The sequence below is a fragment of the Microbulbifer maximicatervae (SeqCode) genome (genome assembly GCF_052467385.1).
The window spans coordinates 4,562,502-4,574,885 of the sequence record NZ_CP174311.1 but is presented as its reverse complement, the minus strand read 5'-3'; the positions used below and the strand labels follow the sequence as shown (position 1 = coordinate 4,574,885).

The following is a 12,384-nucleotide window of genomic DNA, read 5'->3' as shown; positions in this document are numbered from 1 at the left end:
ACTTACATCCTTTATATAGATTGTTTTCGTATTACCAGTTTTTGATGCTCTAAGATGGCCTCAGCGATTTTCTTTGCCATTAGTGGCGGTACAGCATTCCCTATCTGGCGCGCCCTTGAGGATAAGTTTCCTTTAAATTTATAGTCCCTAGGGAATGTTTGAAGGCAAGCGGCTTCTCTAACAGAAATGGCTCTATCCTGCTCTGGATGGCCAAACCTGCCATTTGACAAACTGATGCAACGAGTTGTTAATCCGCTCGCGAGTTTATCCCAGTGCAATCTACCATATACATCGGTGTGCCCTCGGTAATTCTTGTGACAATCTAACCATAATGATTTAGGCCACGAGTCGCGCCCTCCCCCCTCTGGCGTCGCTCGAATTCTTTCTAGGTTTTTTGTAGATAATTTTGCAGCTTGGTGATCCGGGTCTTTTTTACAGGTTTCCCCCGCATTAATTTTTGAAAGCCCTGAAATCCAATCTTTAACTTTACTATAGTCATTATTTGTAGTCGGGCCATGTGTAAGTTTAGGTAGTGAAATACTACCCAATAAGGAAGCAATTAGAACTAGTCGCTCTCTCTTTTGCGGTACGCCAAATCCGCATGCGGGCAAAACTGAATAGTCAAAATTATAACCCAGCTCCCTTATTTTACTAATGAATTGATTAAATGGACCTTTACCCTTTATTTTTTGTAGGCCAGGAACGTTTTCTACTAAAATATATTCAGGCATCCAGTGCTCAACAAAGCGTGAGAATTCGGTCAATAGATTTCTTCTGGGATCATTTTGAGATTTATTATTATTTTGTTTAGAAAACGGCTGACATGGGGCGCACCCGCAAAAAAGCAGTGGTGACTTTCTGGGTAAAATCAAAGAATCTAGAAAATCTGGAGTGATATCTGTGATATCTTTAACAACAGTAGTAGCTTTAGGGAAGTTTTCCTTAAATGTTTCAATGGCTGTTGAATCACTGTCCAGTGCAAACTTAATATTTAAGCCTGCGGCAGACAATCCCGAGCTGGTACCTCCACAGCCAGAAAAGAAATCAAATACATCAATGTTCATATTTTTAAGCTACGTTGCTGAGTTAAGATTCTATATAGCTTTTTATTTCTGATGAAAGCTCGGAAAGCCTATCCTCTTCAACCGTTGCAAGACATCTTGCTTGTTGTTGAAAAATTTCTTCACTATTTACCTTCTCATAAGGAGCTTTGGCTAATTCTAGTTCACAAAGCTTTTTAAATTTATCCTTATAATCATGAGCTGAGTCGAGTTTGTCTCTATGTCTGTCAATAGAATAACTCATGTTTTCCCAAATAAACTGCTCAGGATTGTCGCCAGGTAGGTACTTCAAGTTATTTTCACAATACCTAAGGATTTTAATTCTAGCTCTTCGTATTTGGTCTTTTTTGGTTTCTTCAGTTCCCGAGTCTGTTTCAATAGGGAGATCGCACCCTAGGACAGATTTTATCATGCCGGAAAGGTCATCGTCAGTACAATATTTTAAGTCTGAAGAGTCTTTTACCTCGACATCTCCACGCTGGTCCCCATCCATTAGAAATAGGGGGCCTTTTGTGCCTGTTTTGGCATGAGCAGGTAATATACTTTTTAGGAGCGTATTGGCGCCTCCAGGTAGATATTTAACTTCAAACGTCTCATGTATGGCCTGACCTAATGATTTCAGAGCTTTATGGACAATTTGTTCAGCAAGTCGATCTTCAACAAAAATTACTTTTTTATTTTCTTGAGATATTTCGAGGTGAAAAAAAGCTTCTTCGGCAGGGGTCTCTTGAATAGCTTTTATACTGTTTGTAGTCGGATCTAAGAAGAGAGTCTTAATTGCAGTTTTTGGTAGGTGCTTAATTATAAATGGAGAATGAGTCCCTATAATTATTTGATGTTTATTTTTTTTAATCATCTCCATTAGAAACCACACAAGACGTTCTTGTGCACCAGGATGAAGAGATACTTCAGGTTCATCTAGAATAATTAGTGATTTTTTGTCAGCGCTACATATTTTGTGTACTAGCGTAGCTACGGCAAACTCTCCGCTTCCTGCAAAGGCTTCACTGTATTTTAGAGATCTTGAGCTTAAAATAATAGTAGATCCCACAAGTTTGAAAAACTTGTGCTTTAATAAACGTATCTCAGAATATTCTCTCCCAAGAATATTCGATATGAACTTCACTTGCTCTACTGGAAAATTTATATTGCTGAAAATATGTTCTTTTTTCGCAGCATACATTGGTTTTGTTTTTAGATTTTTTTCTATCGCAGTTTTGATATGAATAGATTTGTTTCTTATGAAGTCCTGTTTCGTGTTGTTTCGCAAAGTTTGTTTTAAATCACCATGGTAAAAAAACTTATCGTAAGCGCTTATTTCACTTCGGAAATCCATGAAGACAACATTTTTCTCCATCAATTTCCATCTTGTTTTTTCTCTGCCTGCCATGCCTAGATCAATGTTTGGCATCTTTTCCATATCGTCAGATAGTTGGGGGCGTGAAGGTTCCCAGTAGTCGGGATTTTCTCTCTTTGTCAACCGATTAATATATTTAACTCTTTTTTTCATTACTTCCACATAGCGCTTCGCTTCGGGCTGGTAATAAGAGTAAATAAATCTCGGTTTTCCTTTTTCATCTTTGATTGGATCAATTTCTGTAGAAAACCAAAAATTACCGACACTATAATCTTTTGGGCAGCCATAAATCGCGCGTAGGATTGAGCTCTTATTGGTCCCATTTTGACCAACAATTGCAGTAATAGGAAAGTCAAATTTGATAATTAAATTAGGCTCTAGATTTCGATAGTATGGAAATCTTATGTGATTAATATATGGCTCTAAGACTTTGCTTTGTTTGATTTGTTCTAGTATTTTCCATGTGCCCACGCAATCCATTTACATCAGCCTCTTCATATCATATGAGGTTATTTTTCGACTTCACTTTTATTAGTTAATCGTTATTCATTTAAAGTGCTTATTGTGGCAATTGTCTTAGGTGAAGAAAGCCTAAAGAGCATTGATTGCAACACATGATGATTCTACTTTTCTTTCTTCTGTGTGGCTAATTGCACTAAAGGGGGGCTGCTATTGGGCAGCCATTGGAGATTAGTCATGACTACCGGGAATCGGTAAAGAGCAAGTATGGGGGACGCCAGAAAGATGATTTGGATCTAGCTTTGAGGTTACTCAAATAAAATGAGTGGTAATGAAAATGGTGGGCCCTCCGGGACTCGAACCCAGGACCTGCCGATTATGAGTCGGATGCTCTAACCAACTGAGCTAAGGGCCCACACATTGCTTGCGAGGATCGTTGCAAGCGGTTGGGAAAAGTACAAGATTTTCCCTTGCAAATCAATGCCTTTGTTAGCACTCAAAGCCGATATGGGCAAATTCTAGAAATCTTCTTTTCCTGTTGCTCAAGCTTTCGCCAACAACTGATCTTTATGGAATAGATGCTCACCTTGAGAGAGCTGCCAAACAGCTTAATTGGTTCGAGTGTCTTAACTAGAAGCTTCAATTGGTACGAGTGTCTTGTTTATGCGAAATGGAGGCTAAAACTCCATACTAAAGTATTTAAATCGGCAGTTTGGGGATAAGAATACAGCACCAAACCAGGAATGCAGCGAAGAGGGCGACGGCCACGGCGGCGGAACCTGTGTCTTTAGCAATCTTGGCCAGCGGGTGTTTCTCGGGGCCGATGCGGTCCACGGTCGCCTCAATAGCGCTGTTGATTAGTTCGATTGGGAGGACAAACATCACGGCTGCAATCAATATGGCGCGCTCAGTAGGTGTCTCCCCGGCCCAGAGTGCGAGAGGCACCATTAGGCAGGCGGCAATTACTTCCTGGCGAAAAGCTTCCTCATTGCGCCACGCAGCGACGAGCCCCTGACTGGAGTAGCTAGTGGCAGCCAGGAGGCGAGCAAACCCCTTCTTGCCGGGCTTGTTGGCAATCTCTTCAGATTTTTCCTGCTTATTCGCCATGTCTTTTTGCATGCTTATCTCCTGCTTTCACTAAGCCTGCGCGGGGAGGTCATCTTTATGTCACAAAAAAAAGCCCGGTTGAACCGGGCTTTAGTCTAGCGCTTACTCGTCGAGGAAGCTGCGTAAATGCTCCGACCTGGAGGGGTGTCGCAGTTTGCGCAATGCTTTCGCTTCGATCTGACGGATACGCTCGCGGGTTACGTCAAACTGTTTGCCCACCTCTTCCAGAGTGTGGTCGGTATTCATATCAATACCGAAACGCATACGTAGTACCTTGGCTTCACGGGCGGTGAGGCCGGAAAGCACGGAGCGGGTGGCGTCGTGCAGGCCAGTTTGAGTGGCGGTATCCACCGGCGAGGATTGATTTTGATCCTCGATAAAGTCACCTAGGTGGGAGTCTTCGTCGTCGCCGATAGGCGTCTCCATGGAGATCGGCTCTTTGGCGATCTTGAGGACTTTGCGCACCTTGTCTTCCGGCATTTCCATGCGCTCGCCCAGTTCTTCCGGAGTGGGCTCGCGACCCATTTCCTGCAGCATCTGGCGGCTGATACGGTTGAGCTTATTAATAGTCTCAATCATATGTACTGGGATACGGATGGTGCGGGCCTGGTCCGCAATAGAGCGGGTAATGGCCTGGCGAATCCACCAGGTGGCATAAGTGGAGAACTTGTAACCGCGGCGGTATTCGAACTTATCCACAGCCTTCATCAAGCCGATGTTGCCCTCCTGGATCAGGTCCAGGAATTGCAGGCCGCGGTTGGTGTACTTCTTGGCGATAGAGATAACCAGACGCAGGTTGGCTTCGACCATCTCTTTCTTGGCGCGGCGTGAACGGGCCTCACCAATGGACATGCGGCGGTTGATCTCTTTGATCTGACCTACGTCCAGCTTAGCGCGCTCCTGGAACTGAGCCAGTTTGCGCTGGGCGCGAACAACTTCGTCTACGACGTGGCGCAGGGCATCGGAGTAATCGCGCTTTTTCTTGATGATTGCGGGAATCCAATCATCATTGGTCTCGTTGCCGGGGAATTCCTTGATAAAGGTCTTGCGCGGCATACGGGCGCGTTTGATACACATGGCCATAACTACGCGCTCTTGTTCGCGCACGCTGTCGAGTACGTAGCGAACTTCGCCGTACAGCGGGTCGAACTGACGGGGAGCCAGTTTAAAGAAGCGGAATACATCGCCAACGGCTTCTAGGGCCTGGCCGGCTTCTTTGGAATCGCGACCGTGGGCGGCGATGGCTTCGTCGGCAGCTTTTTGTGCGGCGATCAGCGCGTTCATGCGCTCGGCGAGCTCTTCGGGGTCGATACCGCCGGTAGCTTCCTCTTCCTCGTCGCTGCTGTCGTCATCGCTGTCGTCGTCTTCGGCGTCGTCATCGGAATCTGATGACTCCGGCGCGCTGGCAGCGGCGGCGGCTTGGCCGGCCTGGGCTCCGGGCGGAACTTCGTCGGCGGGGTCGAGCCAACCGGAGATAATATCGGGGATGCGGCGCTCTTCTTTTTCGATCAGAGCGTACTCATCGATAATCTGCTGCACTGCACCCGGCCAGTAGGCCAGGGCGGCCATCAGTTCGCGCAGGCCCTCTTCGATACGCTTGGCAATGGCGATCTCGCCTTCGCGCGTGAGCAGCTCTACGGTGCCCATTTCGCGCATATACATGCGTACTGGATCGGTGGTTCGGCCTACGTCGGACTCTACGGCTGCCAGGGCAGCGGCAGCTTCGGCTGCGGCGATTTCATCAGCGGAGCTGTCGCCTTCAGCCATCAACAACTCTTCGGCATCCGGTGCGGTTTCAAACACCTTGATGCCCATGTCGTTGATCATGCCAATAATGTCTTCCACCTGATCGGGATCGGAAATATCTTCCGGTAGGTGGTCATTTACCTCGGCATAGGTCAGATAGCCCTGCTCTTTACCGCGGGCGATCAGTTCCTTAATGCGGGACTGTTGCTGGGTTTTGTCGGTCATGCACAACCCTGAATTCTGGGAATGAAAATACGGGACAAAGACGCGGGATTATAGCGTATTTGCACTAGCAATAACCACTCTAGCTGTCAAGTAACGGCATAGGTGCGATGTTTAGGGTGCTGGGGTTCCCGATCCCGCCCGGCGGGGGTGAGTGAATATAGTGCTGAGCCCGCAGTTTTCAAGGGGTTGGCGCTTATTAATTCTGCTTTTTTCGCCAATTGGCTAATAGAGCCAGTTGTTCTTCGGGGCTCAACTGGGCGCTGTTCTTGAGTTGATCGAGTAAATCGCGGTTGCGCTGTTTGTCTGCAGCTTGTTTCAGGCGCAGTAGACAGTCGTTAAATTCGGTGTGCGGATCGTATTCCAGGTTGCTGTCATCCTGGGCGAGTTGCCGCGCGACCGATACCAGTGGAGAAATAGCGAGCTTGGCCAGGGTATCGCAAGATTCTGCGCTGTGGTGTGCACGCCAGTGGCCGATCAATTGATAGAAATTTAATTGGGGGCGACTTTTGTACAGTTCCACCAGCTGGATAAACAATGCCAGGTCTGCATTGCCTTCGATGGGGAATTGCTGTGGATTTTCGATTTGTGCTGCCAGCTCCGGGTGGTGCAACAGCAGGGCGATCAGCATGCGCTCTGGTGGCAGGAGATATTGGCTCTGGCGGCGCGGACTGTCGTAACTCGGTGCTGCACTTTCACTGAAGTTGCTGTCGCGCTGCCAGGGTTCCGGCGGTGTGCGGTGCTCCAGCTCCTCGTGAGGGGAGGGTGCTTGGTTTGGCTCTCCCGGTGCAGCTGTAGGTTGTGGGTGGGGCTGTTGCGGCGTGCGAGCTTTTTCTGTGCGGATAACCTCTTGCAGGGTTTCCTTGTCGAGTCCGGTGCGCGAGGCCAGTTGTTGGAACATCAGCTGGCGGTAGACGCCATCGGGCAGCAGGTCCAGCAGGGGAGCGGCAAGTTTGGACAGGCGCGCGCGGCCGTCCATGGTCTGCAGGTTGATATCTTCGCTCAGTAGGTCGAAGAGAAAATCTTCCAGCGGTAGGGATTGCTCCTTAATTAACTGCTGGAAACGTTCACCGCCCAGTTGGCGTACCAGGGTGTCCGGGTCCTCGCCTTCCGGCAGCAGCAGGAAGCGCAGGCTGCGCCCGTCCTGCATCTGCGGCAGGGCCGACTCCAGAGCACGGCGGGCGGCAGCGCGGCCGGCGCGGTCGCCGTCGAAGCAAAACAGCAGTTCCGAGGTGTGGCGGAAGGCGAGTTGAATATGGTCTTCGCCACAAGCGGTGCCCAGGGTGGCGACGGCGCAGCGGATATCGAACTGGGCCAGGGCTACCACATCCATATAGCCTTCAACCACAATCAGGCGTTCTAAATTGCGGTTGGCCTGGCGCGCTTCCCACAGGCCGTAGAGTTCGCGGCTCTTGTGGAAAATCGGGGTTTCCGGGGAGTTCAGGTACTTGGGTTTGTCGTCGCCCAGTACCCGCCCGCCAAAGGCGATGGCGCGCCCGCGCTGGTCGCGGATCGGGAAAATAATACGGTTGCGGAAGCGGTCATAGTGGTGGCGCGCGTTGGGCTTGGTGTTGCCATCACTGTCCTGGCGGCGAATGGCCAGGCCTGCCAGTTCCAGTTGATCCGCTTTCTCGGGGGTATCGGCTAATGCATTGAGCAGGTTGTCCCAGCCGGGGGGCGCAAGGCCGATACCAAAGTCCCGGGCAATCTCACCGGAGAGGCCGCGATTACGCAAGTAGGCCACCGCATTGCCTGCGGCGGGGTGGTTACGCAGTTGTTCACGGTAGTAGTCGGCGGCTTTCTCTGTGAGCTGGTAGAGAGATTGACTCTCCCGCTGGCGCTTTTCTTGCCCCGGTGCCAGTTGTTCCCTGGGAACTTCCAGTCCACGGGTGGCCGCGAGTTTTTCCACCGCTTCTGGGAAGGGCAGGCGGTCGTACTCCATGAGGAAGCCGATGGCATTGCCATTGGCGCCGCAGCCGAAGCAGTAATAAAACTGCTTGTCCGCACTCACGGTAAACGATGGGGTTTTCTCGTCGTGGAAGGGGCAGCAGGCAGAGTAGTTTTTGCCGGTTTTACGCAGCTTGACCCGGCTGTCCACCAGCTCGACGATATCTGCCCTTGCGAGCAGATCGTCGATAAAGTGCTGGGGTATCTTGCCGGCCATGGGAATTCGCTCAGCTTAGGCCAGTTGGGCCTTCACCAGTTTGCTCACCGCGCCCATATCTGCACGGCCCTGCACCTGGGGTTTAACCTGGGCGATGACTTTGCCCATATCCGCCATGCTGTTGGCACCGGTGTCTTTGACGGCGGAGGCAACGATATCGGTGATCTCAGCTTCGCTCAGCTGCTTCGGCAGGAATTCCTGGATAACTTCAATTTCAGCCTGCTCTACTGCTGCCAGCTCAGCCCGGCCAGCTTTCTCGTACTGGGTAATGGAGTCGCGGCGCTGCTTGGTCATTTTGTCCAGCAGGGCAAGGATGCGGGCGTCATCCAGGTCGATTCGCTCGTCGACTTCAACGCGTTTGATCTCGGCGTTGATCAGGCGCAGGGTGGCCAGGCGCTCTTTGTCTCGCGCTTTCATTGCGTCTTTAGTGGCTTGAGTCAGGGTTTCCTTGAGAGTGCTCATAGTGAGTGTTCCGAGATTGTTGGCAATGAATTTTGGATCAGGGGCTTAGGATAGCTTGTCTGTTGGGCGGGGGAAATGTGTTAGCCCAAACGAAAAACGGCGCGCGAGTATGGCTCGCACGCCGTTCTTTATAGCTCCGCTACGGGCTAAGCCCGTCCGGCCGCCTCGCTGCGACAGGCTTATGCAGCCTGCGGCTCTTAGTAGAGACGCTGGAACTTGCGGTTTTCGCGCTGAAGCTTTTTAGCGTGACGCTTTACAGCGGCAGCAGCTTTGCGCTTACGAACAGCGGTGGGCTTCTCGTAGAACTCGCGACGACGTACTTCAGACAGTACGCCTGCTTTTTCACAGGAGCGCTTGAAACGGCGCAGGGCGATATCGAAAGGTTCGTTGTCTTTGATTCGTACAGAGGGCATTAGGATACCTGTTAAAATTCGTTTCTCTCGGCCATTCCGGCAATGCTCTCGCAGTTGCATCCGGTGGCCGGTTCACAGCGAGGGCGCAAATTCTAAACACTCCTATACGGGATCGCAACCCCATTTTCCAGTATGATAACCACCCCTCGAAGTAGTCACGAGAATGAGATCAAGTGCGCGTCCTTGGTATAGAAACTTCCTGCGATGAAACTGGCGTCGCTATTTACGATTCTGAGTCCGGTTTGCTCAGCCATGCCCTGTTCAGTCAAGTGGACCTGCATGCCGATTATGGCGGCGTAGTCCCCGAGCTGGCGAGCCGTGATCATGTGCGCAAACTCTTGCCGCTGATTCGCCAGGTGATGAAGAAGGCCGAGACCAGCCCTTCAGACCTCAATGGTATCGCCTATACCGCGGGCCCCGGTCTGGTGGGAGCGCTGATGGTCGGGGCCTGCGCGGCCCGTGCACTGGCCTATGGCTGGGATATCCCGGCGGTGGCGGTGCACCATATGGAAGGCCACCTGCTGGCTCCAATGCTGGAGGATAATCCGCCCGCCTTTCCTTTTGTGGCCCTGCTGGTGTCCGGCGGACACACCCAGCTGGTGGAGGTGCGGGGGCTCGGCGATTACGAATTGATGGGTGAATCCCTGGATGATGCCGCCGGCGAGGCCTTTGATAAGGCCGCCAAAATGCTCGACCTGGACTATCCCGGTGGCCCGCGTTTGGCTGCCCTGGCGGAGAAAGGAGACCCCAAACGTTTTACTTTCCCGCGTCCTATGACTGATCGACCGGGGTTAGATTTCAGTTTTTCAGGCCTTAAAACCTTCACCCTGACGACGGTGCGCAAGCACGCCCTCGAGGATGGTTTACCGGACGAGCAGACTTGCGCAGATATTGCTGCGGCTTTCCAGGAGGCGGTAGTGGATACCCTGGTGATTAAATGTCGTCGCGCTATTAAGGCTTCCGGCTATAAAACCCTGGTGATTGCCGGTGGGGTTTCCGCAAATAAATTATTGCGTGAGCGTTTGGAAACGAGCCTGCGAAAGGATAAGGCCAGCGTCTACTATCCCCGCCATGAATTCTGCACTGATAACGGCGCCATGATCGCCTACGCCGGTAGTTTGCGTTTAAAAGCAGGGGAGCAGACAAGCCTTGCGGTAGATGTGCGTCCGCGCTGGCCTATGACAGAATTGCCCAAGACCGAACTTTAAAAATCCCAGGAATAGCCTGGCAGTAAAAAGAAAAGAGCCGATAAATGGATATTGTTTATATACGGGATTTAAAGGTGAATACCATTATTGGTATTTACGATTGGGAGCGGGAAGTGCGACAGACGGTCAGTCTCGATTTGGAGATGGCCTTCGATATTAGTGAGGCGGCGCGCACAGACAATATCGAGTACACACTTAACTATAAAGCGGTGGCCAAGCGCTTGATCGCTTTTATTGAAAGCAGTGAGTTTCTGTTGGTGGAGACCATGGCAGAGCAGGCTGCGGCAATTGTCAGGGAAGAGTTTTCTGTAAGCTGGCTGCGGCTGCGGTTGTCCAAGCCGGGTGCGGTCAGAGGGTCCAGGGATGTGGGTGTCATTATTGAGCGCGGCGAGAGGCCGGCAAAAGGTGCAGCAGCGATGTCTGCGGGAGTGTAAACGTGGCTCAGGTGTATCTCAGCCTCGGCAGTAATATCAATCGTGCGCAATATATCCGCGCAGCGCTGGATGCCCTGACCGGGCGGTTTGGCGAATTACAGGTGTCCCGGGTCTTCGAAAGTGAAGCGGTGGGTTTCCAGGGCGATAACTTTTACAACCTGGTGGTTGGGCTGCAAACTGACCTGCCGGTAGGGCAGCTGGCCCTGTGTCTGCGAGGTATTGAAGATGCCAACGGCCGCCTGCGTTCCGGGCCTAAGTTCAGCGCACGCACCCTGGATATTGATACCCTCACCTATGACCACCTGACCGGGACTGTCGACGGGGTAAAATTGCCTCGAGGTGAGATTGTAAAAAATGCTTTTGTATTACAGCCTCTGGCAGAGATAGCACCGGAAGTACTGCATCCGGTCGAGCAGAAAACATACCGCCAGCTGTGGGATGAGTACGACCAGGCTTCACAAAAATTGTGGCCGGTAGAATTTATTTGGCCGTGATTCCAATAAATTTTTAAAAAATGCAGATAAAAAAGCAGCCCTTTGAGGCTGCTTTTTTGTTAGGAATAATTAACTCAGGCTCATTAGCGCCTCTTTGGTAAACGGCGTGATTTCCTCCGCGCGATCTTCGCGCACCTTGGCGAACCAGTGTGGATCCTGCAGTAGTACGCGGCCAACGGCAATCAGGTCGAACTCCTGATTGTCCATACGGCGGGTCAGCTCGCCTAAATCGGTAGGATTGGCAGTACCGCCCATGCCTTGGTTATTGCCGCCGATAAAATCATCGTCAAGGCCGACACTGCCGACAGAAATTACCGGTTTTCCAGTCAATTCCTTGGTCCAGCCTGCCAGGTTGAGATCAGAACCCTCAAATTCTGGCACCCAGAAGCGTCTTGTAGAGGCGTGGAAAATATCAACGCCGGCCTCAACCAACGGTGTCAGGAAGCGTTTCAGTTCTTCCGGGTTTTGCGCCAATTTGGCTTCGTAATCCTGCTGCTTCCACTGGGAGTAGCGCAGCACTATGGCGAAATCTTCGCCTACGGCTGCACGTACCGCTTTGATAATTTCCACTGCAAAGCGGGTGCGATTTTCGATGGAACCACCGTACTCGTCATCGCGTTGGTTGGTACCTTCCCAGAAAAACTGGTCGATCAGGTAGCCGTGGGCGCCGTGAATCTCTACACCGTCAAACCCAATTTCCTTGGCTGCTTTGGCCGCGTCTGCAAAAGCTTGTACAACTTCTTGGATGTCCTCTTTGCTCATCGCCTGGCCATTGGGCTTGCCGGGTTTGAACAGGCCTGAGGGGGAGTAGCCGGGCACTGATTTATCCGGGCCTATGCCCTCTTTGCGCACGGAGCCTACGTGCCATAACTGCGGGATAATCTGGCCACCGGCAGCGTGTACTTCGTCTACCACTTTTTTCCAGCCGGCGAGAGCGGCCTCACCGTAGATTGCCGGAACATTCTCGTAGCCGTTTGCGGCTTTATGATTAACGAAGGTGCCTTCGGTAATAATTAGTCCCACTTCACCTTCAGCTCGGCGGCGGTAATAACCGGCCACTTGGTCATTGGCTGAATAGCCTGGTGACATAGTGCGGGTCATGGGGGCCATTGCGACCCGGTTGCGCAGCTTTAGGGATTTATGCTCGAAAGGACGCAGTAGGTTGTCCAGGGAACCACTCATATTTCTCTCCTGAATGTCTCGATTCAACACTGGGACTCACTGGTCCCGCTCGGTCACAATTAAAACGGTTGCGTT

General features: G+C 51.1%; 11 protein-coding genes and 1 tRNA gene. 3 read left to right on the top strand and 9 right to left on the bottom strand.

Annotated elements, in window-relative coordinates; genetic code table 11:
• Window positions 1–11 precede the first annotated feature (11 nt).
• The 8 genes from ACJJIR_RS19625 to rpsU form a co-directional block, all read right to left on the bottom strand.
• A complete protein-coding gene (locus ACJJIR_RS19625; protein WP_444906530.1) occupies window positions 12–1,064 on the bottom strand; it encodes a DNA cytosine methyltransferase in 1,053 nt (350 codons plus the stop codon).
• 22 nt (window positions 1,065–1,086) lie between these two features.
• A complete protein-coding gene (locus ACJJIR_RS19620; protein ID WP_444906529.1) occupies window positions 1,087–2,889 on the bottom strand; it encodes an ATP-dependent nuclease in 1,803 nt (600 codons plus the stop codon).
• Between the two features lie 326 nt (window positions 2,890–3,215).
• Window positions 3,216–3,292, bottom strand: a tRNA-Ile gene (locus tag ACJJIR_RS19615).
• Window positions 3,293–3,576: 284 nt separating this feature from the next.
• A complete protein-coding gene (locus tag ACJJIR_RS19610) occupies window positions 3,577–3,996 on the bottom strand; it encodes a diacylglycerol kinase (protein WP_444906528.1) in 420 nt (139 codons plus the stop codon).
• 90 nt (window positions 3,997–4,086) lie between these two features.
• Window positions 4,087–5,955 carry an RNA polymerase sigma factor RpoD gene (gene rpoD / locus ACJJIR_RS19605; protein ID WP_444906527.1) on the bottom strand — a complete coding sequence of 623 codons (1,869 nt, stop codon included), beginning with the start codon at window positions 5,953–5,955 and terminating at the stop codon, window positions 4,087–4,089.
• A gap of 196 nt (window positions 5,956–6,151) precedes the next feature.
• Window positions 6,152–8,116 (bottom strand): DNA primase, encoded by a 1,965-nt coding sequence (gene dnaG / locus ACJJIR_RS19600; protein ID WP_444906526.1) that lies wholly within the window; start codon window positions 8,114–8,116, stop codon window positions 6,152–6,154.
• Between the two features lie 15 nt (window positions 8,117–8,131).
• Window positions 8,132–8,578 carry a GatB/YqeY domain-containing protein gene (locus ACJJIR_RS19595; protein WP_108731584.1) on the bottom strand — a complete coding sequence of 149 codons (447 nt, stop codon included), beginning with the start codon at window positions 8,576–8,578 and terminating at the stop codon, window positions 8,132–8,134.
• 197 nt (window positions 8,579–8,775) lie between these two features.
• Window positions 8,776–8,991, bottom strand: coding sequence for a 30S ribosomal protein S21 (rpsU, locus tag ACJJIR_RS19590; RefSeq protein ID WP_020411530.1), 216 nt, complete (start codon window positions 8,989–8,991; stop codon window positions 8,776–8,778).
• A gap of 173 nt (window positions 8,992–9,164) precedes the next feature.
• Between rpsU and tsaD the strand changes: the two genes are divergently transcribed.
• The 3 genes from tsaD to folK are packed head-to-tail and all read left to right on the top strand — an operon-like array spanning window position 9,165 to window position 11,127.
• A complete protein-coding gene (gene tsaD, locus ACJJIR_RS19585; protein WP_108731585.1) occupies window positions 9,165–10,199 on the top strand; it encodes a tRNA (adenosine(37)-N6)-threonylcarbamoyltransferase complex transferase subunit TsaD in 1,035 nt (344 codons plus the stop codon).
• A 44-nt stretch (window positions 10,200–10,243) separates the two neighbouring features.
• Entirely contained in the window at window positions 10,244–10,633 is a 390-nt protein-coding gene (folB, locus tag ACJJIR_RS19580; protein ID WP_020411528.1) for a dihydroneopterin aldolase, read from the top strand.
• 2 nt (window positions 10,634–10,635) lie between these two features.
• Window positions 10,636–11,127, top strand: coding sequence for a 2-amino-4-hydroxy-6-hydroxymethyldihydropteridine diphosphokinase (folK, locus tag ACJJIR_RS19575; protein ID WP_444906525.1), 492 nt, complete (start codon window positions 10,636–10,638; stop codon window positions 11,125–11,127).
• Window positions 11,128–11,196: 69 nt separating this feature from the next.
• On the opposite strand, the gene ACJJIR_RS19570 is transcribed toward folK, so the two are convergent.
• Entirely contained in the window at window positions 11,197–12,309 is a 1,113-nt protein-coding gene (locus tag ACJJIR_RS19570) for an NADH:flavin oxidoreductase (RefSeq protein ID WP_444906524.1), read from the bottom strand.
• Between the last annotated feature and the right edge of the window lie 75 nt (window positions 12,310–12,384).